The organism is Collinsella sp. OM06-18AC, assembly GCF_003438785.1.
In the GTDB taxonomy this organism is placed as follows: domain Bacteria; phylum Actinomycetota; class Coriobacteriia; order Coriobacteriales; family Coriobacteriaceae; genus Collinsella.
Genome location: NZ_QSTX01000003.1, coordinates 175,551 through 198,983 on the forward strand (window position 1 = coordinate 175,551; position 23,433 = coordinate 198,983).

At 58.9% G+C, this 23,433-nt stretch carries 23 protein-coding genes; 11 read left to right on the forward strand and 12 right to left on the reverse strand.

Annotation, left to right across the window (positions count from 1 at the left end; all coding sequences use genetic code 11):
* Positions 1 to 200: 200 nt before the first annotated feature.
* From DXB86_RS03215 to DXB86_RS03225, 3 genes are all read right to left on the reverse strand, one after another.
* Positions 201 to 1,121 (reverse strand): helix-turn-helix domain-containing protein, encoded by a 921-nt coding sequence (locus DXB86_RS03215; protein ID WP_117736124.1) that lies wholly within the window; start codon positions 1,119 to 1,121, stop codon positions 201 to 203.
* A 393-nt stretch (positions 1,122 to 1,514) separates the two neighbouring features.
* Entirely contained in the window at positions 1,515 to 2,594 is a 1,080-nt protein-coding gene (locus tag DXB86_RS03220) for a 6-phosphofructokinase (RefSeq protein WP_117736125.1), read from the reverse strand.
* A gap of 140 nt (positions 2,595 to 2,734) precedes the next feature.
* The gene (locus tag DXB86_RS03225) at positions 2,735 to 3,820 is read right to left on the reverse strand and encodes a carcinine hydrolase/isopenicillin-N N-acyltransferase family protein (RefSeq protein ID WP_117736126.1); all 1,086 of its coding nucleotides are present in this window, start codon (positions 3,818 to 3,820) and stop codon (positions 2,735 to 2,737) included.
* A gap of 161 nt (positions 3,821 to 3,981) precedes the next feature.
* Here DXB86_RS03225 and DXB86_RS03230 point away from each other — a divergent pair, with 161 nt between their 5' ends.
* From DXB86_RS03230 to DXB86_RS03240, 3 genes are all read left to right on the forward strand, one after another.
* Positions 3,982 to 5,367: a M18 family aminopeptidase gene (locus tag DXB86_RS03230; RefSeq protein ID WP_233504130.1), complete on the forward strand. Its 1,386-nt coding sequence runs from the start codon at positions 3,982 to 3,984 to the stop codon at positions 5,365 to 5,367.
* Positions 5,368 to 5,580: 213 nt separating this feature from the next.
* Positions 5,581 to 5,961, forward strand: coding sequence for a translation repressor RelB (locus DXB86_RS03235; RefSeq protein WP_117584152.1), 381 nt, complete (start codon positions 5,581 to 5,583; stop codon positions 5,959 to 5,961).
* Positions 5,954 to 6,445: a PIN domain-containing protein gene (locus tag DXB86_RS03240; RefSeq protein ID WP_117736127.1), complete on the forward strand. Its 492-nt coding sequence runs from the start codon at positions 5,954 to 5,956 to the stop codon at positions 6,443 to 6,445. The genes DXB86_RS03235 and DXB86_RS03240 overlap by 8 nt, the downstream gene beginning before the upstream one ends.
* Before the next feature lie 181 nt (positions 6,446 to 6,626).
* Here the strand turns inward: DXB86_RS03240 and DXB86_RS03245 are convergent, their stop codons facing one another.
* The 3 genes from DXB86_RS03245 to DXB86_RS03255 all read right to left on the reverse strand — a co-directional run bounded on the left by DXB86_RS03245 (position 6,627) and on the right by DXB86_RS03255 (position 9,451).
* The gene (locus tag DXB86_RS03245; protein ID WP_117736128.1) at positions 6,627 to 7,562 is read right to left on the reverse strand and encodes a D-2-hydroxyacid dehydrogenase; all 936 of its coding nucleotides are present in this window, start codon (positions 7,560 to 7,562) and stop codon (positions 6,627 to 6,629) included.
* 132 nt (positions 7,563 to 7,694) lie between these two features.
* Positions 7,695 to 8,582, reverse strand: a complete 888-nt coding sequence (gene map / locus DXB86_RS03250) for a type I methionyl aminopeptidase (protein WP_055286839.1) — start codon at positions 8,580 to 8,582, stop codon at positions 7,695 to 7,697.
* A gap of 92 nt (positions 8,583 to 8,674) precedes the next feature.
* The gene (locus DXB86_RS03255) at positions 8,675 to 9,451 is read right to left on the reverse strand and encodes a radical SAM protein (RefSeq protein WP_117637636.1); all 777 of its coding nucleotides are present in this window, start codon (positions 9,449 to 9,451) and stop codon (positions 8,675 to 8,677) included.
* A 225-nt stretch (positions 9,452 to 9,676) separates the two neighbouring features.
* On the opposite strand from DXB86_RS03255, the gene DXB86_RS03260 reads away from it, so the two are divergent.
* From DXB86_RS03260 to DXB86_RS03295, 8 genes are all read left to right on the forward strand, one after another.
* A complete protein-coding gene (locus DXB86_RS03260; RefSeq protein WP_117637637.1) occupies positions 9,677 to 10,474 on the forward strand; it encodes an alpha/beta fold hydrolase in 798 nt (265 codons plus the stop codon).
* Between the two features lie 211 nt (positions 10,475 to 10,685).
* Positions 10,686 to 12,566: a diguanylate cyclase gene (locus DXB86_RS03265; RefSeq protein ID WP_158555269.1), complete on the forward strand. Its 1,881-nt coding sequence runs from the start codon at positions 10,686 to 10,688 to the stop codon at positions 12,564 to 12,566.
* Between the two features lie 24 nt (positions 12,567 to 12,590).
* Complete coding sequence (locus DXB86_RS03270) at positions 12,591 to 12,947, forward strand: Hpt domain-containing protein (RefSeq protein ID WP_117584145.1); 357 nt, start codon at positions 12,591 to 12,593, stop codon at positions 12,945 to 12,947.
* 251 nt (positions 12,948 to 13,198) lie between these two features.
* The gene (locus DXB86_RS03275) at positions 13,199 to 13,738 is read left to right on the forward strand and encodes a hypothetical protein (RefSeq protein WP_147327752.1); all 540 of its coding nucleotides are present in this window, start codon (positions 13,199 to 13,201) and stop codon (positions 13,736 to 13,738) included.
* 8 nt (positions 13,739 to 13,746) lie between these two features.
* The gene (locus DXB86_RS03280) at positions 13,747 to 14,076 is read left to right on the forward strand and encodes a helix-turn-helix transcriptional regulator (protein ID WP_089572320.1); all 330 of its coding nucleotides are present in this window, start codon (positions 13,747 to 13,749) and stop codon (positions 14,074 to 14,076) included.
* A gap of 144 nt (positions 14,077 to 14,220) precedes the next feature.
* Positions 14,221 to 14,982, forward strand: a complete 762-nt coding sequence (locus DXB86_RS03285) for an ABC transporter ATP-binding protein (RefSeq protein ID WP_117584143.1) — start codon at positions 14,221 to 14,223, stop codon at positions 14,980 to 14,982.
* The gene (locus DXB86_RS03290) at positions 14,979 to 15,803 is read left to right on the forward strand and encodes a hypothetical protein (protein ID WP_117584142.1); all 825 of its coding nucleotides are present in this window, start codon (positions 14,979 to 14,981) and stop codon (positions 15,801 to 15,803) included. The genes DXB86_RS03285 and DXB86_RS03290 overlap by 4 nt, the downstream gene beginning before the upstream one ends.
* Positions 15,787 to 16,605 carry a hypothetical protein gene (locus tag DXB86_RS03295; RefSeq protein WP_117637639.1) on the forward strand — a complete coding sequence of 273 codons (819 nt, stop codon included), beginning with the start codon at positions 15,787 to 15,789 and terminating at the stop codon, positions 16,603 to 16,605. Before DXB86_RS03290 ends, DXB86_RS03295 begins: the two co-directional genes overlap by 17 nt.
* Before the next feature lie 111 nt (positions 16,606 to 16,716).
* On the opposite strand, the gene DXB86_RS03300 is transcribed toward DXB86_RS03295, so the two are convergent.
* The 6 genes from DXB86_RS03300 to DXB86_RS03325 all read right to left on the reverse strand — a co-directional run bounded on the left by DXB86_RS03300 (position 16,717) and on the right by DXB86_RS03325 (position 23,240).
* On the reverse strand, positions 16,717 to 17,526 hold the full coding sequence (locus DXB86_RS03300) for a gamma-glutamyl-gamma-aminobutyrate hydrolase family protein (protein ID WP_117637640.1): 810 nt from the start codon (positions 17,524 to 17,526) through the stop codon (positions 16,717 to 16,719).
* Positions 17,527 to 17,578: 52 nt separating this feature from the next.
* On the reverse strand, positions 17,579 to 18,343 hold the full coding sequence (locus DXB86_RS03305; RefSeq protein ID WP_117736130.1) for an amino acid ABC transporter ATP-binding protein: 765 nt from the start codon (positions 18,341 to 18,343) through the stop codon (positions 17,579 to 17,581).
* 36 nt (positions 18,344 to 18,379) lie between these two features.
* Complete coding sequence (locus DXB86_RS03310; protein ID WP_117637641.1) at positions 18,380 to 19,213, reverse strand: amino acid ABC transporter permease; 834 nt, start codon at positions 19,211 to 19,213, stop codon at positions 18,380 to 18,382.
* Positions 19,210 to 19,869 carry an amino acid ABC transporter permease gene (locus DXB86_RS03315; RefSeq protein ID WP_022094657.1) on the reverse strand — a complete coding sequence of 220 codons (660 nt, stop codon included), beginning with the start codon at positions 19,867 to 19,869 and terminating at the stop codon, positions 19,210 to 19,212. The genes DXB86_RS03310 and DXB86_RS03315 overlap by 4 nt, the downstream gene beginning before the upstream one ends.
* Before the next feature lie 138 nt (positions 19,870 to 20,007).
* Positions 20,008 to 21,003, reverse strand: coding sequence for a glutamate ABC transporter substrate-binding protein (locus DXB86_RS03320; RefSeq protein WP_117736131.1), 996 nt, complete (start codon positions 21,001 to 21,003; stop codon positions 20,008 to 20,010).
* A gap of 455 nt (positions 21,004 to 21,458) precedes the next feature.
* Positions 21,459 to 23,240 (reverse strand): 1-deoxy-D-xylulose-5-phosphate synthase, encoded by a 1,782-nt coding sequence (locus DXB86_RS03325; RefSeq protein ID WP_117637643.1) that lies wholly within the window; start codon positions 23,238 to 23,240, stop codon positions 21,459 to 21,461.
* Positions 23,241 to 23,433: the final 193 nt, after the last annotated feature.

Genomic DNA, 23,433 nt, shown 5'->3' on the forward strand with positions numbered 1-23,433 from the left:
CGAGTTAAACGTAGTAAATAGGCCCTTTTCTTGGCGCGCGGTCAGCTCAATGCTAATCTCCGTGCCGGAACTGACCCAGTTGTTTGTAAGTTGCGGTGATATACGGACTGTTTGGCGCTTTGGAGCTTCAAAACAGTCCCTATCTCACCGCAACTTAGGAGAAGGGCGGGGGCGGTTGGGTGCTGGTGGGTCGGAGCGTGTTAGGCCTGTTTGCGGTGCTTCCATTGTTTGCGGCACCAGCGCATGAGCGCCTTTATGACGGGAATCGTGATGAGGATGATCCATGCAGGATGGGGCTGTCCCAAACAGAGCCACATGTAGAGGAACCAAGCGATGGCGGCTGCCGGGTAGATGGCCTCGATCAGCTTAGACAGGTGGCGCCGATCGATGAAGTCACCAATCGCGTAGTAGACGGGAACCAGAAAGACGAGGAAAAGCCCCATGCCCCATGTGCCGTAGACAATGCCGAGCACCAGATAGGCGAGAGTAACAAGTGCGGGGAAGGGGAATTTGTTCCATGCACGTCCGACCTTGGTGTGGAAATGCTTGCCATGATGGTCGAGCTTGTCGTGTGCTTCCTTCCAGCTGGAAAACGTCTCGCCGTCGATGGTGACGGTGCCGTCGTCATTGGTGCGTACGCTATGTCCATCGTCCTCAAGCGTATCGATATGCACGCCGTCCGGCCCCACATGCACCTCTTCGCCCTTGCGCTCGTTGGTCACATGGATGCCGCTCCAGCCAACATGGACTTCCTCGCCTTTATTGGGATCAATGACGTGGATACCGCGCGCGAGGGAAATATCGACAAGTGGTTTGTCGCCGCAATCGGCGTGCTCGGCAGAATCTTCAGCCTCGTCAGCCACATCCGCCGTCTCGGTGTCGGCGCTACCGTCCTTCAGGTCGTCGGCATCGTTGGCCGCCTCCCCATATAACAGCTCGTCCAACGACACGTCATACAGCGCGGCGAGCGCAATAAGGTTATCGGTATCGGGCGAAGATTCGCTGCGCTCCCATTTACTGACAGCCTGACGACTCACGCCCAGCTGGGCGGCAAGCGCCTCCTGAGAAAGCCCGGCAGCCTTGCGGCGATCAACGAGCCGCTGTGCCATCGCAAGATCCATAGCAGTTCCTTTCATGTGGTGATCGTAATCGAATGAGCCGAGTATGCCGAGAACAACCGGTGGCGACCACCATTTCTAGTTAGAATCTGCTCCGACCCTACCGCAACTACCGGTAGCAACCCCTAACGACCAGCCATTTCAGGACAAATGTCAGTGCTACTCTCAGCTAAGAGCTTGCAACATCCCAAAATCTCAGCCCACGCACTTGCAGCAAGAAGACGAATAGCCTCGGCCTCCCTAGTTACCGCAGGAGGCCCCAGGGCTTACCTCCCAAATCTTTCCGCAGGACGGAAGGACCCCGCCGCGCGAAGCGCACGGCGGGGTCCTGACATGTCCGAGGACGATTTGGGAGGTAAGCCCTGGGGTCTCCGATGGGGGCGGTTCCAGCCGAGGTTATTCGTCGCCGAAGCTGATGCCCAGCGCCTTGGCCTCGCGCACCAGATCGCTCTGGGGGTCGACATATTTGAGCTTGCCAGCGACATCCTCGAGCGGCATGTGGCACATCTTGCCGTCGCGCAGGGCGATCATGTAGCCAAACTCGCCGCGCAGGCAGCCGAGTGCCGCCTCGACGCCGCACTGGGTCGCAAAGATGCGGTCCTGGGCGTCGGGCTGACCGCCGCGCTGCGTATGGCCGGGGATGGCGACGCGGGTCTCGCGGCCGGTCTTGGCCTCGATCTCCTTGGCGATGTCGTACACGATCGACGGGCTCGTGCGCTCGGCAAGCTTCTTCTTGTACTCCTTCTTGGACAGCGCCGCGTCCTCCTTGGAGATAGCGCCCTCGGCGACGGCTACGATGGTAAAGCGGCTGCCGGTCTCCATGCGATGCTCGATGGTCTTGATGACGTTGTCCATGTCGTAGGGGATCTCGGGAATCAGGATGACGTCCGCGCCGCCCGCGACGCCGGCATACAGCGGAATCCAACCGACCTTGTGGCCCATGATCTCGATGACAAACACGCGGCCGTGACTCGAGGCAGTGGTGTGGATGTCGTCGATGCACTTGGTGGCGACGTCGATGGCGCTCGTAAAGCCAAACGTCAGCTCGGTGCCCCAGGTGTCGTTATCGATGGTCTTGGGCAGGGCGATAACGTTGAGGCCCTCTTCGCGCAGGCGGTTGGCGGTCTTGGTGGAGCCGTTACCGCCCAGCATAAACAGGCAGTCGAGCTGCAGCTTATGATAGGTGTGGACCATTGCGGGCACCTTCTCGACGCCGTCGGCCTCGGGAATGTCCAGGCGCTTGAACGGCGTGCGGCTCGTGCCCAGGATGGTGCCGCCGCGGGTGAGGATGCCGCTAAAATCGGCGGGCGTCATGACGCGGAACCTGCTGTAGATAAGGCCCTGGTAGCCGTCCTCAAAACCATAGATCTCAATAGGCTCTTCGCTATTGGTCATAAGCGTTTTGACAATGCCGCGCATGGTGGCGTTGAGCGCCTGGCAGTCGCCGCCACTAGTAAGAAGACCGATCCTAAGCATGGTGAATCCTTCCGGGCAAGTTATAACATGCGCATAAGTTTACCCCCGCACACTGTTGATACAGGGGTAAAACGTGTTAGCTCAAATGTATAGAAATGTAAGCAGCGTCAGGCGAGCGTAAGGACGACGGGCCTGGCTCCTTACAACGCGAAGGCGTCGACGTCGCCCCAATGGCGGCGCAGCGTGATGGCGGCAGCGGGCTCGGTGTTGTCAAAGACGACCGACCACTGCGTGTTGCTGGTGATGTCTTCCGGATTGGGCTCTTGCGCTGCAGCGCGTAGGGCCTTCCAAGCGACTGCCTCGTCTTGGGCGCCGGCATGGGTGTCGAGGACATCGGCGATTGCGACGGCGCGCTCTTTACCATGGCCCAGCTCGCCATTCTTTTGGTTGGGCAGCACTTCGTCGCCATAGCAGGCGTAGAAGTTCGTAACCTGGCGTACAGGAGTCGCTTTGAAAGCGCGGTCCGGATCGCGCGGATCCCACTCTACTACGCGCGCGTCACCGGCGGCGTCGTTGATAAAGAAGTGGTAGTCGCGTCCGGCCATGGCGTGCATGTCGTAGGCAGAAAGCAGGTCGACGGCCTCCTGCGTGGTAGCCGCGCGGTCGAGTACCAGGCGGATGGCGAGCGAAGTGTTGATGACGGGGCGCTGCGTGTCCTGGTCACAGGGTTTGGAATCCAGGGTGAGCACGGCAATGGACACGCCACATTCGTTGACGCCGTCGAGCTGGGCAAACGGGCCCATCAACGCCGCAGCGCGTCCGCCGACGGAGTCAAGCGGAGTGTTATCGCCCAGGTTGTTAAGGGCGGCAAACCCGATGGAGGCATAGCTGCCGCGTGGGTGATTGCGCACCAGCAGCGCCGAGGTGTCGTCCTTAAAGTCGTAATTGCGACCGGTGCGCACGCGGCCTTCGGCATCTACGGCGACAAAGGCGCTGCAGGCAAACTGGGGTGCCTGGACATGTGCCGGCACACCGGGCAGCACCTGTGCCACCACGGCATCGATGTATGCCTGGTCATCGCGCACGCCAGCGGCGATGATGCGATCAAGATCGTAGTCGTAGGCAATGTCGATTGCGTACAGGTCATAGCCATCCGCGTAGCCGGTCAAGCGTTTGAGCGACGCGGCGGACTTGATTTGCTTGCGGTAAACGATGCCGGCGGCAGCGGCAAGGCCGACGGCGGTTCCTGCAACACCGCAGGTGATGGCAATGTTACGTGGCTTCATGACGGCTCCTCTCGTCCTGTTAGCGCAATTGTCGCAAAAGGAGCGCGGGCATGATGGCTCAACTTGGTGAGCGGTGCGGAATTAAGCACGGAATGAAGAGTGCGGCACTGGCGTGGCGGGGTATGCTGGAGGGGACCATCAACCCAGCGAAAGGGGAGAGCATGACGGATCAGGAAACGCCCGAGCGCGCGCATGTGACGGCCGACGATATCGAGGCCGCCAACGACCTTATCGACTTTATCGAGGCATGCCCCAGCATGTTCCATACGGCGGCGACCATTATGGCCGAGCTCGACGAGGCGGGCTTTACCTACCTGCCCGAGAATGCGGCGTGGGATATCGAACCGGGCGGGCGTTATTACACGCAGCGCAACACCTCGAGCGTCGTTGCCTTTAAGGTGGGCGAGGACCTGGCCGCGACGTGGGGCGAGGACGGCGTTGCCGGCGACTATCATTTTCAACTCACGGCGTCACACAGCGATTCGCCGACGTTTAAGGTTAAGGCCGTGCCCGAGTTCGACGGCGCGGGCGAGACGCTGCGCCTGAACACCGAGGCCTACGGCGGCATGATCGACTACACCTGGTTCGATCGCCCGCTGGCACTTGCGGGCCGCGTGCTGGTGCGCGAGGGCGACCGTATCGAGAGCCGCTTGCTCGCTACCGAGCGCGAAGTTGCCATTATCCCGAGCCTTGCCATCCATATGAATCGTGGCGTTAACGAGGGCTTTGCGCCCAACCGAGCTGTCGACCTGTGCCCGCTCATCAGCGCCGGCGAGCTTAAGCAGGGTGACTTCGATGCCCTGATCGCCGAAGAGCTGGACGTTGAGCCCGAGCAGATTCTGGGCCGCGATCTGTTCCTGGTCAATCGTCAGGATGCGCGCATTTGGGGCTGGGCCGACGAGTTTATCTCGACGCCCAAGCTCGACGACCTGGCCTGCACCTACACCTCGCTGCAGGCATTTTTGGGTGCCGAGAATGCGCACGACGTTTCGGTCTTCTGCTGCTTCGATAACGAGGAGGTTGGCTCCGAGACCAAGCAGGGCGCCATGTCGACGTTCTTGGCCGACGCGCTGCGCCGCATCAACGGATCGCTGGGCTTTGACGATGAGTCGTACCACCGTGCGCTTGCCGCTTCGATGCTCGTGAGCTGCGACAACGCGCATGCCGTGCACCCCAACCACGCCGAGAAGTGCGACGCCCGCAACCAGGTTGTGCTCAACGGCGGCATCGTCATCAAGGAAGCCGCCAACCAGCACTACTGCACCGATGCCTTTAGCCGCGCGGTGTTCCAGGCCATCTGCGATGACGCCGACGTGCCCACGCAGGCCTTCGCCAACAAGAGCGACATGGCCGGCGGCTCCACGCTCGGCAATCTGTCCAATATGCAGGCGAGCATGCATGCCGTGGACGTGGGCCTGCCTCAGCTGGCCATGCATTCTAGCTACGAGACCGGTGGCGTGCGCGACGTGGTATACGCCATCCGCGCCCTCACGGCCTTCTACGAGCGTGACCTGAACATCAACGGCGCCGAAAGCGTTGAGCTCTAAAACCTACCAAAAAGGGATGTTAATTTTGGCAGGTTTTATCTGGGCAAATGCAAAGGGTAAAACCGAACTACATCGGTGATGCGTAGCCGCCGAGGTGCAGTGCGCCTCGGCGGCTTTTGGTGCGCAGGATACGGCTATGCTTCAAAATGCTATACATGCTTTACGTATTTAACATAGTGTTTTATGATGATTTTGGAGTGGTAAGGAGGGATCATGACTACAACGGCCGCTCAGATCAACGTGCGTCTCGATGCCGATCTTAAAAGGAGCGGCGACGCTGCTCTCTCCAAGGCCGGTATGACGCCGAGCCAAGCGGTGCGAGCGCTCTGGCAGCTTGCAGCGTCGCTGGCCGATCGCCCCGGTGCGCTCGAGGATATCCTGCTGCCCAGTCGTGCCCGGGCGGAACAGCGCGAGCGCGAAAAGGCCGCCAAACGTAAGCTCGAGCTCATGGATCAGGGGTCGAAGCTGTTCGCTGCCGCTTGCTGTGAGTCGGGAATCGATATGGTCAAGGCTCAGCCATCGGACGACGAAGAGCTCAAACGGAATGCCTATGCGGATCGCTATGGCGAGGAGATGAGCTGGCTCTATGAGTGAGACTCCAAAGCGCATCTTGGTTGACGCCAACGTGTGGCTCGATTACTTCATTCCCTCACGACGTGGTCGTTCGGTGGCGATTGAGTTTTTACGCGATGCATGCACGGCACAGGTTGATTTGCTGTACGCGGCGACATCGTCCAAAGACCTGTTCTATTTGATTTCAAGTGAACATAAGGCATGGTATCGGCGAGAGCACGGTTCGCTTTCCCAGTATGCCGCTACGGTAGCGACTTCGCTTGCATGGGATTGTCTTAGCGTGCTGTCGCAGCTTGCCACGCCAGTGCCCTGTGACCTGAGCGACATCTGGATGGCGAGCAGACAGCGTGAGCTCCATAGCGATTACGAAGACGATTTAATCATTGCGGCAGCGATACGCGCTCAAGCAGATTTACTGGTCACCAACGATGTCAAGCTCTGTTCGCATGCTCCCGTCGCAGCAATGAGTGTAGAAGACGCAAAGAATTACTTAGCAACGCTCTAGCAATTTGAAGATCCCGCAGGTCGAACAAAAGTCAGCGAGAGCCCGCCGTTTGCGCCAAGGTGCCGTGAAATGAAAAGGCGCTGACCTTCTGGTCGCGCCTTTGAAATTGAACGGCAGATTGGCCAAACGGCGGGGTCGCAGCGTCGAGGGGTTCCGGCGTTTGGTAAAACGCCGGAACAATCTAATGTTCGATCCAGCAGCGCAGGGTCTCGCCGGCTTGCAGATGACGCAGGTTCTCCGCGGCGATGTCGACGACGTTGTTGAGCGTGGCGGCTAGGTGGAACCAGCCCGAGACGTGCGGCGTGATGAGCATGTTGGGCGCATCCCACAGGGGGCTTGTCTCAGGCAGCGGCTCGGGGTCGGTGACGTCGACCGCGGCGCCGGCGAGATGTCCCGATTCCAGAGCGGCAACCAAGTCGTCGGCGACCACAAGATCGCCGCGGCCGCCGTTGGCAAAGAAGGCACCCGGTTTCATCGCGGCGAAGAACTCGGCGTTCGCCAGGCCGCGGGTCTCGGGTGTGCTCGGCATAAAGGATGCAACGATGTCAGCCTCGGCCAGGCGCTCGGGCAGGGCATCCATGCCGTCCATGTCCTCAAACACAATGGGGTAGACGAGCGGATGGCGCTTGATGCCGCGGACGTGCGCGCCCATGCTGCGGCAGAGCGTGGCGAAGTGGCCACCGACATCGCCCGCGCCCAGCACCAGCACATTGGCGTTTTTGAGCGAGGTGACCGGCCCCAAATCCTCCCAGCGATGCTCGCGCTGCAAGTCGTGATAGCCGGGCAGGCGCTTCATCATGGAAAGGACCATGGCAAACATGTGCTCGCTCACAGCCTGACCGTAGGCGCCCACCGAGCAAGACAGTTTGGCGTCGGCCGGCACGGTGCCGGCGGCAAGGTAGTCGTCATAGCCGGCGGTCTGCAATTGCAGCAGCTGGAGATGCTCGCATGCCGTGAGCATGTCAGAGTCGATGTTGCCCAAGATCACGTCGGCGTCGGCGACCTGCTCGCGCGTGATGGCGTCGGCGCTCGTGTAGATAAAGTCCTCGCCCGGAGCGCTCGACTCAAGAATTGCGCGATGGCGGTCATTGACGGGCAGCAAAACCAGGATGTTCACAAACAGTCCTCTCCGCTCGACCTGCCAAAAAGGGACAGGTTTATTTTGGCAGGTTTTACCAGGTAAAACGCTAAAAAACGCCGGGCTTCGTGATGGTTAACATATCCATCGCGTAGCCCGGCGCATCCACGGCTACCAGCTGAGCAGTTCGTAGCCGTCCTCGGTCACCACGAGCTGTACCTCGCACTGGGCCGAATCGCTGCCGTCCTTGGTGCGCACGCACCAGCCGTCGCCCTTGCTAATCTTGATGTCGGGCGCTCCGGCATTGACCATAGGCTCGATGGTAAAGACCATGCCCGGGGCCATGATGGTATCCACATCGGGCGCCTCGGTGGTAAAGCCCACAAATGGGTCTTCGTGGAACTCCTTACCGATGCCGTGTCCGCCGTACTCGCGCACCACGCTAAAACCGGCGTCCTCGACGGTCTTTTGCACGGCCTCGGCCATAACGGACAGTGGCAGCCATGGCTTGACGGCCGCCAGACCCGCTTCCACGCTGGCGCGGGTGACATCGACCAGGCGCTGGCGCTCGGCCGAGACCTCGCCGATGCAGAACATGCGGCTCGAGTCGCTAAAGTAGCCGTCTAGGATCGTGGAACAGTCCACGTTGATGATGTCGCCCTCGTGCAGCACGTCCGTATCGCAGGGAATGCCGTGGCAGACCACATCATTGATCGAGGTGCACACGCTCTTGGGGTAGCCCTCGTAGTTGAGGTCGGCCGGCGTGCCACCGTGCTCGACGGTGTAGTCGTAGATCATCTGGTCGATCTGGTTGGTGGTCATGCCTGCGGCGATATGCTCGCCCACATAATCGAGCACGCCCACGTTGATGGCTGCCGAGCGCTTGATGCCCTCGATATCGGCGGGAGTCTTGTAGAGCGTGCGAGGCAGAACCTCCCAGCCTTCTTCCCACAAGCGCTCGAGGCGCTCATCAAAGGCGCTATGGCATTTCTTGTATTTCTTGCCGCTGCCGCACCAGCAAGCGTCGTTGCGGCCGGGCACGGGTCCTTTGTCATACATGGCTAACTTCCTTTCATCCGCAGCTAGTATAGCCCACCCGCAGACCAGCTCATTTGGGATGGGGCTAATTTAGCTGCTGGCGGGCGGCCGCGCTAGTAGCTCACCTGGCAGGGAATACCGAGGGCGCGCACGCGCGCGGCAATGGCGTCGAGCACCTCGGGCGCTGCTTTGGCAAGGCCGGCGACTGGTGTCTCGCGCGCGACCGTGTAGATGGTCGCCTCCTGCGGACGAATGCGCTCGAGCGCCGCGAGCCAAGGGCCGACGTACTCCTCGCCGGTGTTATCGAGAGACTTGCCCCGGTACTCACCGCTCAAAAACATCGTCTGGATAATGACATGACCGTTAAAGCCTGCGAACGTCTCGATCTGGTGCTCGACGTCATAGGGGCCAACGGGCTGGTCGAGCAGCTGGATAAACGCCGGGTCGACGGTATCGAGCTTAAGAATGTTGTCGTCGACCATCATGAGCGCATCGTGCACAGCGGGCTGGTCGGCGCGCGTGCCGTTGGAAAGCACGGCAATCTTGGTGTTGGGGGCTAGCTGATCGCGCAGCGCGACGGCGCCGGCGATGGCCTGTGGAAACTCCGGTGCGGCGGTGGGCTCGCCGTTGCCTGCGAAGGTGATTACATCGGGGGGCTCGCCCTCGGCTGCCATCTCGCGCAGCTTTGCCTCGAGCGCTTCGAGTACCACGGCAGCCGTGTTATACGGCTCATGGCAGGGGCGCTCGGCGTTGAGGCCGTTCTCGCAGTAGATGCAGTCGAACGTGCAGATTTTGCCGCTGGCCGGCATCATGTTGACGCCGAGCGAGAGACCAAGGCGACGGCTGCGAACGGGCCCAAAGATGGGGCTGGCATTCAAAAACGTAGACATAGGCATATGCTCCTCAAGACAATTGTGCCTAAGCATAGCATCGGCTCCAAAGCAAGGTGTGGGCTCTTGCTTTACAAGTTTCGTTTTTTCACGTCGCTCATGATGCCGTGCCATGAAAAGCCTCGGGTCGGGTACAGTTAATCTGTTAACAAGGCGTAAAGCAATGCGGGTCCATCCAACCGTGCTGACGTGCAACTGGATGAGCATTGATGATGGGGGCACAACATGGATTTTACGGTCGAGAATGCGGGCACCACGATTGCCTGTCGCGAATATGCCGGCCCGGATGTGTCGCCTGATACTCCTGCCTTGGTGTGCGTGCACGGCGCTTGTGTTGACGGCGTCTTTTTTGACGGTATCGCCCGCGAGCTCGCCTGTGACTACCGCGTCATTGCCTACGACCGCCGCGGCTGTGGTGGCAGCAGCGAAGCGGCAGACGGCAGCTATGATCTTGCCGCTCAGGCCGCCGACCTGCAGGCCGTGATCGAACACGTTGGCGCTCCGACAAATGTGCTTGCGCACAGCGCCGGTACGTTGGTGGCGCTGGAGCTTCTTCGCACTGAACCCCATCTCGTCGCCCGTGCGATTCTGCATGAGCCGGCTGTGTCGGCCGAAGGCGTCGGCATGGGCGCAGCTCCGGTTTTGCTCGATATGATTGCGGCTGGAAAGGTTTCAAGGGCGCTCCGGCTTTTCTTGGGAGCCCTCGGCGACTTGGACCCCGAGGCTCCTGGAACGACCGAGGCAGAAGCCAAGCATGCCCTGCGCAACGGCCGCAGTTTCATGGCAAACGAATACGGGATTACTATGACCTGCGTTCCCGATTGGGATAGCGTTCGCGCGTCGAAAACGGTGGCCGCCGTGCTCCTAGGCGAGCTCTCGATTGGCACGCCCCGCGAGGCTGGCACGCGAGCGGCTGCCGAATATCTCGATTGCCCTCTCGTGACGATCCCGGGCGCGCATAACGGTCTGCGCGATCGCCCGGCAGCGGCTGCCCGGGCTGTCCGTGGCATCCTGGGGCTCTAGCATCCGCAATAGCCAAAGCAGGCTTCATCCGCAAACGTTTCGGCCGTATTAACAAACGTGCTCAAAACCTCGCGTCTGCGGCTTCAATCGCGCCGTCTGCCAACTCATAAGAATGTGGCAGCATTCACGTGCTTACCTGCATCGGCAAGGTGTTGCCCTTGTAACACTTGGAACCCACCGCTACCATGCGAAACTATCGAAAGGGCCCCATATGCTCAATAATCACGAGGTCAATCTAACCGACGAGGAGGCTGCCGCCGAGGTCGCCCGTGTCGCGAAGACCTACCCCATGGTGCGTTTGCTGTCGGCCGATCAGATTAAGAGTGAGCCTAACTGCCTGCTCGCCGGTGATCGGTGTCCTTGTCTGCGTCAGTCAAGTCTTGAGGCTTTGGCAGACTCCGATGAGGTGTCGGAGCAACTGCTCAATGATGGCACTGAGTACCGCGCCCGTCTACGCCCTTTGAAGGTCGAGGGCGAGCCTCACGTCTTGCTGATGGTGCGTCCGATCGATGAGCAAGAGGCCGCAGAAGAGGACCTTGTCTACACCGACGTGCTGACGAATGTGCGCAATCGCCGATATTACGAGGAAAAGCTCCGTAGCACCCGCGTGAATGCCGGCGTTGCGGTGATCGACCTTGATGATTTTAGGGTCTTCAACGATACGTGTGGCCGTCATGCCGGCGACCTTGCGCTCGGTGCTGTGGCGACAGCCATACGCAGCGGAATCCGTTCGACTGACGAGCTTGTGCGCTATGGCTGCGACAAGTTTGTGGTTGTCATGCCCAATATTCCCTCCGATGACTTCACCCGTCGCCTGCATCAGGTGTCCGATGCCGTTCATTCCACGATTATTCCGGGCCATGAGTACGTGAGCTTGACGGCATGTGTTGGTGGCGTTCGCATTCATGGCGAGACGGTCGATGAGGGCGTTGGCCGCGCTGCTCAGTTACTGAGCCGCGCTAAGGCAAAAGCCGGTACGGTCGTGACCGATGCCGATTCCATCGAGGCCTTCCAAAGCGAAAAGCCTTTGGTGCTTATCGCCGATGACTCCGAGATGAACCGAGCCATTCTCAGCGAGATGCTCAAGGACGAGCATTGCATCCTCGAGGCCGATAACGGTCGTGCGGCGCTCGACATGGTCGACCGCTATGGCGATGAGTTGTCGCTCGTGCTGCTGGACATTGTGATGCCGGGCATAAGCGGCTTTGAGGTGCTGGCCGATCTGTCGCGCCGATCGGGTATCGATAATCTGCCTGTCATCATGATTTCGAGCGAAGATTCCGATGATGCGGTTCTGCGCGCGTACGAGCTGGGCGCCTCGGACTATATCAACCGCCCGTTTGACTCCCGTGTCGTGCGCCGCCGCGTAAGCAACACCATCCGCCTGTACGCCAAACAGCGCCGCCTGACGAACCTGCTGTCCCAACAGTACAACGAGCGCGTCAAGAACAGTCGCATGCTCATCGACATCATGGCCGGCGTCATGGAGCTTCGCAACGGCGAGAGCGGTAGGCACGTTACGAACATCGAAAAGCTGACCGAGCTGCTGCTTGGCTATCTGGTCCAGCGTAGCGGCACGATCTCCCTCGACAATGAGGAACGCTCCACGATCGCCCTGGCTTCGGCGCTGCACGATATCGGCAAGATGTCGATTGACGATGCGATCCTCAACAAGCCCGGGCGCCTCACGCCCGAGGAATTCGAGATTATGAAGACGCATACCACGATTGGCGCCAACATGCTGCTCGAGCTGGGCAGCCATCACGCCGGCAATGCGCTTATGGAATATGCGTACCAGATTGCGCGTTGGCATCACGAGCGCTGGGACGGCAAGGGTTATCCCGATGGCCTTAAGGGCGACGAAATTCCCATCGCCGCGCAGGTGGTTTCGGTGGCTGACGTGTACGATGCACTGACGAGCGTGCGCGTGTACAAGGACGCTATCCCGCACGAGGAGGCGATCCAGATGATCCTGGACGGTAAGTGCGGCACCTTTAACCCGCTGCTGCTCGATTGCCTGCTCGAGGTGCAAGACCAAATTGCCGAGACGTTGGCACGCCCCGCCGACGTCGTCGCGTTTCCCACGATTTAGTTTGACCAAAGGAGTTTTTAATCCATGATTTCCATGCGTGAGGCGTATGAGAAGATCGGCGCTAATTATGACGACGCGTGCGCTCGGCTGATGGGCGGGGAAATGCTTGCCCGCTTTGCCCTCAAGTTTTTGGATGACGAGAGCATGGACAAGCTGGAGGCTGCCATGGCGGCAGGAGACGCCGAGAGTGCGTTTATGGCAGCGCACACGCTCAAGGGCGTGAGCCAGAACCTGGGATTCGATAATCTGTACGAGCCGGCGGTCGTGGTAACCGAAGCGCTGCGCGGCGCTGATGCCGTTGACGGCGCCCGCGAGGGGATGCATGCGTTGCAGCAGCAATATGCGGCTACGATGTCGGCTCTGCGCGAGGCGGCCGAGTAAGAGGCTGTGAGCCTTGATGACTATGAGCGTGGATAATCTCCCGTTTTAGGCCCGGTGGCGGCCTCAAAGTGGGAGATTATCCACGCTCGTTCGATACGTGTCCAAAAATCCACGCTCACCTCTTCTGATTAGTGAATTGCCTATGCACACTGTCGGGGCTTTCCGCATGCAATCCATATCGTTGTTCGATAAACCGTTCGAATAACGATAGAGTCGATGAGGGTGAGTGTATGTCCAACAGCGTTCAGCGTATGGCCAAGGCGGGCGAAAATATCAGGAAGCTCGGTTTTTGCATGGCAGCCGTTTTTGCAGGGATGCTCGTCGCTTTTGCCGCGTTGGTTGTTTACGTGATCTGGTATGCGGTTGCAAACGTTGCTTCTGTCGATTCTTTCGGTGTCGTGACGCTTCTCGATGGCGGGTGCATCGTTATCCCAAGCGGACTGTGCATGGCGCTTGTTATGGGTATTTCGCTTGTCGTTCTGTGCGGGATCAGCCGTAACATCTCGCGAGGCGTCTCGCCCTTTACCAAGACGCATGTGCGGCTTATCCGTGTTCTCGCGCTTGCCTTTGCTGTTAACGCCGCGGTTTCGCTTGTTGGTGCCTATGGATCGGTCAATCTCACCATTGGCGGACTGGAGCTTTACATCGTGCCTCATTCCTTCGTTATTGAGATTTGCCAAGGCGCTACCTTTGATGCGGGGTCGTTTATCGGCGCAGTTGTCTGTTTATTTATCTCGGCGATCTGGAGTTATGCCTCGCTGCTCCAAGAGCAGTCTGACGAGCTTGTGTAGGAGGAAACATGAGCTATCTCATCATCGAGCTTGAGACGCAGCTGCTTAAGACCGGAAAGACCAGTGCTGATCTGATTCGGGCGACGGGGCATACTCCGGCTAATATTTCAAAGCTTAGAAACGGAAAGATAAAAGCTATTCGCCTAAAGACGCTCCTCGATATCTGTGATGAGCTTGATTGTCAACCGGGAGATATTATTCAGCGCGTGAGTGAGAAAGAGCTTGAGGAGCTTATTGTTGAGCGTGCAAAAAACGTTGTGAGGCAGATGCGGGACGGCGGAGGCAATGAGGCGTCGCTTCCGACATCAGTCTTTGCTGTCGATTTGAGCGACGAGTAGCTTAAGGCGAACAACTAAAACGAAATATCAGCGTGAAGGGACCCGTGTCTAACACGGGTTCTTTCTTTTAGATTATCTTGGCAAATATGAGTTATCGAAAAACAATAACAACTATGGAAAACGATAAAGTAAAGAAGGAACGATATGAGCGGTTTTGCTATCAAGCGGAACGGGAGGCCAATGAACGCATCGACGATAAGGCTATCAAGGGTGTCAAAGCGCTATGGGAGGCGCCGCGTTTTGCATGACGTTTCCTTCGAGGTGGATCAGTCTGAGCTTTGCGCCCTTGTTGGTGCAAACGGGGCGGGCAAAAGCACGCTTATTAAAATAGTGCTGGGCCTCTGTGAGCCATCGTCGGGGAGCGTGGAGCTCTTTGGAGGCAAGTCGAAAAAAGAGCTGAGCTTGATGCGGACGCGTGTCGGCTATGTGCCAGATTCCTGCGGAGCATACCAATCCCTCAGTGCGGCTGAGAATCTTCGGATCCGATGTGCGGAATGGGGACTCGATGAGAAACGTGAGGTTCCTCGCGTCTTGGGCCTAGTCGGGCTGGACGTCGATGAGAAAAAGAGCGTGAGCAGTTTTTCTCTGGGAATGAAACGGCGACTGGATATAGCTACGGCTTTATTGGGCGACACCGACGTACTAATTTTCGATGAGCCGGCAAATGGATTGGATCCGTTGGGCATCGAGAGTATATGGGCCCTTATCGGTCGATTGAATCGGGAGCAGGGCAAAACCATGCTTATCTCTAGCCACGACTTGGATGAGCTGGCATCGGTTGCAACAAGCTGCCTGTTTCTTCATGACGGTGAACTGCTAAAAAAGGAATCGATGGACGTCATAAGGGATGAGGCGCCATCCCTAAAAGAGTATTACAGGCGCTTGATGAAGGCGGTCTCGCTATGAAGCGGGCGATCCATCCCATAAAGGCAGATATGATGCGTTTGCACAGGATATTTCCGGCGAAGTTTGGTCTTGCGCTTATGCTGGCGTTCGGCCTTCTCTTCGGCATCTTTCTAAAAAACGGAACAACGTTGCTCGCCTTTGGCTATGGCGTTTGTGGGGAGGATATTGGTTTCCTCTGGAATGCAATCGATCCTTCTGCGCCTGATGAGTCCCTTGCGCGCAGCGCTTTTGCCGGTACATCCCTGTTCGTTCCACTCATCGTTTGTTTGGTGCTTTTACAGGAGCATGGCTATAAAGAGGGGCACCGAATTTCTTCGGCAAGAGGTCTCAACCGCTTTTATGGGGCTCTAGCCCATGCATTTTCGTCTGCTTTAATAATTGGCGCAGCGTATAGCGCGCTTTGCCTTCTTCTTTTTGCAATAGCCATAATACGTGGAGGGCATAACTACTCGCACAACATACTAACTGTATTTTTGCCTGCAATGATAGTCAACGCCGTATTGGTGATATCGGTTGCGCTGGAGACGGTGACCATCTATCGGATAACGGGCAGCGCTGTATTGAGTGGGGCCGTGGTGATAGTCGGATTTGTCATGAGCTTGACGCTCTACGGAGCCTTCCTTCAGGCACCTATACCATCCTTGCGATGGATCTTCTTCCTTCCGGGGCCGTACCTTGGAGTCGGATGTGCCCTTGGGTATAGCGATATGGGGCAGCTGACGCTTCTGGGATATGGCGTGGCAGCCAGCTGTCTATCGGTATTGATTTACGCTCTCTTGAGCTTTCGCGCTGGGGGTGTGCTCAATGGCTCGTCAGATTAAAAGACTTCTCCAGTCAGAATTGAAGCATGTGAGCAAATGGGCGTACGCCTTAATCCTGGTAATTTATGCGTACATGGTGATATTGCAGCTTAATTCTTTCCCGATGTGGTTCTGTAGCCTCCGTGAGAACAGTTTCTTGGGTTTTTTCCCAGACCCGACGCTTCGGCTATCGGCGGAGGATGTCCTTCTATTTGGCAATGCAGAGGTTTTTCGCGGTCTGCTGTTCAACGTAGCCCCGTTGGCCCATGCATTGTTCTTTCCGTTCATCGCGGCTTGCATTGTGCCGCGCTTTGTCAGTTCGGGCTTTGTCGAGGAACCGTGGGGGTTGTCGGAGGCTCGGGGAGGGAAGCGTGTGTGCGCTATCGTTGCGCGAGTGGTGCTATCTTCTTTTGCCCTTTTGGGCGCGTTTGTCCTGTCGAGTGTCGTTTTGTACTGTCTTAACTGCGCAATCGTTTCGGATGCTCAGCAGTATTTCAACCTGCATGTATTTTGCTATCGACTTCTTCTGGCGAGTGCCGTCTGTCTTGCATATGTGGTCTCTTGCGTGATCGCTGTTTCCTATTTTGGGGCCGGCTTCGGTCCGATTGGCATGCTGCTGCTTGTCAACGTCGTAGCGATCTACATACAGATCGGGGCCAATTCCATGCTTCCGCTTCCAGCCTCGATGCTCATGTGGATTTGCGGCGTGACCCCGTTGGGGAATGGTCAATGCATTTCGATTTTAATTGACTGTCTCATAAACGTAGCAAGCGTTGTTGCCATTTGCTTTACTGTCGACCGATTGCGGTCGAGATTTCTCTGATTGTTTGTGAGGGATAATCATACCGAGCATATCAAATACAGGGGGGGCGGGCACCGTAGCTGGTGTCCGCCCCCCCTGGCATGGAAGGTTTAAGCCTGTGTGATTCGCGAGCTAGCGAGCCCGCTTAACCTTGGCCGCTGCCTCGACAAACGACTTCCACAGGTCAAAGTCGGTCTCGAGCGTCTTCCACGTGTACTCAGGGTGCCATTGCACGCCCAGGCAGAACGGCTGGCCTTCGACTTCGATGCACTCGGGCACGCCGTCGGTTGCCTTGGCGACCAAGCGCGTGCTTTTACCCAGACGATCGACGCAGCAGTGGTGTGCGGAGTTGGTCTGGATCAGCCTGTGCCCGCCAACCGCGCGCTCCAGCAGCGAGCCCGGCACGACCTCGACAGGATGCACAGGGTCGTTGAGCACGTGGGTATGGCGCCACTGCGTGCGGCCCTCGCGCGCGCCCAGGCTCGGCACGTCCATGCACAGGGTGCCGCCGGTGGCGACGTTGAGCAGCTGCGTGCCGCGGCAGGTGGTAAAGAGCGGCTTTTTGGCGCGGAGTACCTCGTCGACCAGCTTAAACTCAAAACTATCGCGGATTTCGCAGCAGAGGGTGGGGTCGTAGGGTCGATCATCGCCCCAACGTTTGGGATTGACATCGGGGCCGCCGGGGATGGCGATGCCGTCGGCGATGTCGACGTAATGACGGATGACCTCAATGTCCTCGGTGATGGACATCTGCAGCGGCAGGCCGCCGGCAGCAAGAATGGCATCGACAAAGACACTTGCGATTTCCTCGTTGGGGGAGAGTGTCTCGCTTAAAAACGGCTTTGCCTCTTCCCAGCGCGGCGCCACCAGGATGAGCGGACGGTCGGCGGGGTCGACGTTGACGTGCGGGGTGTATGACGATGAAGTGCGAGTTCCGATCATAGGTGTTGCTTTCGAGTTTGGATGGTCATGGCGAGCGGATATGGCAATTGGGCTAGTGGCCCTTGATGGAGTTGAGGAAGTCTTGGGCGCGCTTGGTCTGGGGATGGTCGAAGAACTCGTCGGGCGCGCCGGTTTCCACGATCTGGCCGTCGGCCATGAACACGACGCGGTCGGCAACGCGGCGGGCGAAGTTCATCTCGTGCGTAATGACGATCATCGTCATGCCCTGCTGGGCCAGGCGGACCATGACCTCGAGCACCTCGTTGATCATCTCGGGGTCAAGGGCACTCGTGGGCTCGTCGAAGAGCATGGCCTTGGGCTGCATGGCGAGCGAGCGGGCAATGGCCACGCGCTGCTGCTGGCCGCCCGAGAGCTGAGCGGGCACCTTGTCGGCCTGTTCGGCAACGCCCACGCGGCTCAGCAGGTCCATGGCGCGCTCACGAGCTTCCTCCTTGGACACGCCCAGCACGTCGACCGGCCCCAGCATGACGTTCTGCAGCACCGTCATATGCGCGAACAGGTTGAACTGCTGAAACACCATGCCCAGCTCGGCGCGCATGCGGGCAAGATCCTTGCCTTCCTGCGGCAGAGGCTCGCCCTCGATGAGGATCTCGCCCGAGTCGATGGTTTCCAGGCGGTTGATGGTTCGGCACATGGTCGACTTGCCCGAGCCCGAGGGGCCGATCACGACGACGACTTCGCCGCGGTCGACCGAGAGATTGATGTCGTTGAGGACGTGCAGATCGCCATAGTGCTTATCGACGTGCTTGAGCTCGATAAGCGGCTGGTTGCCAGAAGTAGAAGTGCTCTGTGCCATGGTGCTCGGCTCCTTATGACTGGAAATGGTAAAGCGTTAGCGGATGATGGTCGCGCCGGTCTTGTGCGAAACGTAGACAGCGGCCTTGTTGATCGCGACGTTGATGAGGATGTAGATGACCGCGATCACCAGATAGACCGATACGAGCGCGTCGTAGTTGGTGATGAGCACGCGGGCATTTTGCATGAGGTCGGGGTAGCTCACCACATAGGCGACGGTGGTGTCTTTGACTACGACCACGAGCTGCGAAATCAACGACGGAATGATAAACCGAATCGCCTGGGGCAATACGATTTTAAAGGTGATTTTGGCCTTGGAGAGACCGAGCGCCTGGGCTGCCTCGACCTGACCACGCGGCACGGCGTTGACGCCGGCGCGGAAGATCTCGGCAAGTACGCCGGCTGCAGCGAGCGCGACGGGAAGCGTGAGCATCCAAAACGACGGCAGTGAAATCTTGTACTGAGGCAGCACCAAAAAGAAGAAGTAGATGAACAGCAGGCTCGGCACGCCACGGAAGAAATCGGTGAGCACGCGGCAGACCAGCTGCAGCGGCTTGATGTCGCTGGTACGGCCGAGCATGAGGGCTAAGCCCAGTACCAGCGCGATGGCGCCGGCGGTGAGCGCGACCTTTACTGTGCCCTCAAAACCGGCAAGCAGGAACTTCCAGGTGGTGAGGTGCGTAAAGAAGTACCAGTAATGGACCGAAAGCTGGCCGGTCACATAAAAGCGCTGCAGTACCAGAGCGATGAGCGCGGCCACGGCAACAAGTGAGATGGCGGTGCCGACGCGAATCTTGGCGCGCATCTTGGGGCCGGGAGCCTCGTAGAGCGCATCGCGCATGGTGAGCGCGGAGGTGGAGCGCTTGCTCATCGGAGGATCCTCACCTTCTTATCGATATAGTTGCCAATGTGGCTCACCACAAAGGCCGTGCCCAGGTAGCCGAGCGCCGAGATAAAGAACGCGGCGACGCCGCCGAGCGAGCGCGTGTTGATGTAGCTCACCACGCCGGTGAGCTCCTGCGGTTTAAGCGGCACCTGACTGCCGAGCGCGGTGGTGAGCATGACGGCGATAAAGAGGTTGGTCATGGGCAGCACGCTCGAGCGCAGCGCCTGCGGAATCACGATCTTGGCGAGGATACGGCTGAAGCTCATGCCCAGCGAGCGGGCGGCTTCCACCTGGCCGACACCGACGGTGTTGATGCCGCTCATAAAGTTCTCGGAGCCAAAGGCAGAACCCAAGAGCACTGTGGCGACGATGACGCAGGTGCGGTAGGGCAGGACGACCTTGAGCGGGGGCAGCGCATAGACGACGATAATGAGCAGCGCGATGCCGGGGATGTTACGGAAGACCTGGACATACAGGTCGCCAAAGACGCGCAGCGGCTTGAGCGGCGACACGCGCATCACGGTGACGGCGACGGCCAGCACCATGGCGATGGCAAACGACTCAAGCGTCATGCCCCAGGTTGCTAGCAGCGCGTCGATATAGTTCTGGCCATAGAGCGACCAGAGCTCGGAGAGACTCATGCGGACCTCCCGCCGGTAAGGAAAGGGGCTCCCGTGTGTACGGAAGCCCCGACAACTCAGTGAGGAAACAGTTTAGCGCAATAAAGCGCATCGTGCGTTTCCGTATGGTTTCGTAGCGGCCGTTACTAGGCTCGCTGCCTAGGCGCCGATCTCGGGCAGCTCGGGAAAATTGGTGTCGCCCGTACGGTCGCCAATGCAGATCTGCCACAGCTCGGTCCAGGTGCCATCGTCCTCGATCTTCTTAAGGAAGTCGTTGACAAAGGCGACACCGTCGGAATCGAGCGGCAGGCCGATGCCGTAGGGCTCCTTGCTGCCGAAGGGCTTGCCGGCAATCTTGTACTTGCCGGGCTCGCGGACCAGGGCGCTCTGCTGCATGTTGTTGTCGATGACGTAGGCGTCAACGCGGCCCTGCTGAAGTGCCTGGCGGGCCTCCTCGTCGGTCTTGAACTCCTGTTGGCTGGCCTTGGGGGAGAACTCCTCCAGGATGGCGGGGCCGTTGGAGCCGGACTGGACGGCGACGTTCTTGTCGGCCAGGTCGTCGACGCTCTTGATGTCGTCGTTGTCGGCGAGCACCAGGATAGCCTGCTGGGTGTAGTAGTAGGGACCGGCGAAGGAGACGAGCTTCTTGCGCTCGTCAGTGATGGTGTAGGTGGCAAAGACAGCGTCGACCTGGCCGTTCTGCAGGACGGACTCGCGCGTGTCCGAGGTCACCTGGGTGATCTCGACCTTGTTCTCGCCCAGAATGTAGTTGGACAGGAGCTGTGCGATACCGGCGTCGAAGCCGCGGGTCTGACCGTCTTTCTCGTTGAGGAGGGAGAAAAGTGTGGAGGTCTGAACGCCACCGATCTTAAAGACACCGGCGTCCTTGACGGCCGTGGCCCAGGTGCTGGCGGCGATGGCGTCGTCATCGGCCTTGGGGCCGTTGTCGACGAGTTTGTCGAATGCCTTGGCATCGAGTATGGTGGAAGCCTCGGTATCTTCGGAGCTCTTGGAGGAGCCGACGGCGGAACCCTTGTCGGCCTCGGCGCTGGTGTCGGAGCAGCCGGCAAGACCAAGGCCGGCAACGGTTGCGAAGGTGGCGGCAACGAAGCCGCGGCGGTCGAGAACGACCTGCTGGGAGAGGTTCTTGCTCATGGTAGAACACCTTTCTCAATAAAATCCCTAGCGGTTGAGTAGAGTTATACCCTATCCCGCTCAAATGGGTCAACACGAAATAACTCAGAAACATACTTACCTTATGGGTTATTCTACCTACCATAAAGGGACAGGCACCTTTGTGGTGGTTCTTGCAGATGTGGTGGCCTGTCTCGCTGCTTTGTCTCAATCTGTAACAGGTAGACGAGGAAATGGGTTCTAACTGTTACAGATTGAGATTTTCTCTTCAGGGGAATTCGAATGTCTCGATCTGTAACAGTTAGACGGCCAAAAGGTCTCTATCTGTTACAGATTGAGACAAAGGTCAGGGGCAAAGACGGTTTGTCTAGATCTGTAACAGTTAGACGGGAATTCGGGCCCTAGATGTTACAGATTGAGATAATCGCGCGCGAAAATAAAAACCTCCGCAGGGGTGCTTCCCTTGCGGAGGTTTTTTACTCGTTAAGTAGCCTAACGGCTTCGGCGGCCATGTTCTCGGCCGTCATGCCGTTCTGAGCGAGCAACTCGTTGGGGTCGTAGCGGTCGGGGAAGCCCTTGGCGATGCCAAAGGTGCGCGTGCGCACGGGCGTGCAGGCCAAGTAGCACGCGACGCGCTCGCCCCAGCCGCCGTCCAAGATGCCGTCTTCGAGGGTGACGACAACGCGATGCTTGGCGGCAAGGCTGTCGAGGAACTCGCGGTCGAGCTCGGTTGCATAGCGCGGGTTGACGAGCGTGGCCTCGATGCCGTACTCGGCAGTCAGACGGTTTGCCACGCGCTCGCCCAGCTCAAAGAAATCGCCAAGCGCGAGCACGGCCACGTCGCGACCCTGGCACACCACGTTGTAACGAACGGCGCCGTAATCGGCGTCCTCGGCAGGCGCAAGATCGGGGCGGCTTACCAAGCCAATGCCCGGCACGCGAATCGCCACGGGATGCTCGCGGTGGTCGAGCGACCAGCTCAGCATGGATAGGTATTCCTCCATGCAGGAAGGCGCCAGGTAACGCATATTGGGGAGAGCGCCCAGCATAGAAATATCAAAGAACGAAAGATGCGTCTCGGATGTGGTGCCAAAGATCGATGCGCCAAACACCAGGATGGTTGCGGGGACATCGTTGAGGCACAGGTCGTGCCACAGCTCGTCGTAGGCGCGCTGCAAAAACGTGCCGTACACACCAAAGACTGGCTTGGCACCCGAGCGCGCAAGCGCGGTGGCAAAGGTCACGGCGTGCTCCTCGGCAATGCCCACATCGACGAACTGTTTGCCGGCGGCGGCGCGAAGCTCGGGTGTAAAGCCCATGATGTAGGGCGTGGCGGCCGTGATGCCCACGACCTGCGGATCGTGCTCGATGGCGGCGCTGAGCGCCTCGCCCGTAATGTCGGCATAGGTGCGCGGCGCAGGCTCGCTCGGATGGCCCGGGCAGAGCTTGCGCCCAGTCGCCATGTCAAACGGACCCACATGATGCCAGCGCTCGGGGTCGCTCTGGGCTGGCTCAAAGCCCTTGCCCTTTGTGGTGGAGACGTGCAGCACGATGGGATGATCGATATCGCGCAGCTCCTGCAGCGTGTCGACCAGGGCCAACACATCGTTGCCGGTGTCCAGATAGCAGTAGTCGAGCCCCATCGCGCGGAAAACGTTGCGCTCACAGGTGCCGTTGCTGGCGCGTAGCTCGGCCAGATTGCGATACAGGCCACCGTGGTTTTCGGCGATGGACTGGTCGTTATCGTTGACGATGATGATCAGGTTGCTGTCGAGCTCGGCGGCATTGTTAAAGCCCTCAAACGCCAGACCGCCCGAAAGCGAACCGTCGCCAATGATGGTGATGACGTTGTACGCATCGCCCGCCAGGTCACGAGCGTGCGCCAAGCCGCAGCCCAGACTCACCGACGTGGAGGTGTGGCCCATGGCGAACAGGTCGTGCTCGGACTCGTCAGGATTGGCAAAACCAGAGGCCTCGCCGTAGCGTGCCGGGTCGATATAAGTGTACGCGCGCCCAGTCAGCGCCTTGTGGGCGTAGGTCTGGTGCGAAACATCAAAGACAATCTTGTCGATGGGGGAGTTAAACACGCGATGGAGCGCAACCGTAAGCTCAACGACGCCCAGGTTGGGGGCAACGTGCCCGCCGACGGCGGCGGAGCTTTCGAGGATGGCGTGGCGGATCTCGCCGCAGAGCAGCGGAAGCTCGGCGCGATCGAGAGCCTTGACGTCCTCGGGCGTTGTCGTTTGCGTAAGCAGCATCGTTGTGGGTTACTCCATGCGAATCGTGCGCCGGCACTCCCTCGGCCGGCACAATTGCACAAGACAGTCTCGCACATTTTGGCGTTTGATATGTGACGGCGGCGCGGTAATTCGCCAACTGGTGGGGCAAAACGTTTTGTCCGATGCCATACTGGTAAATTCGATGATGATTTTATTCATTGCGCGCAGGCCG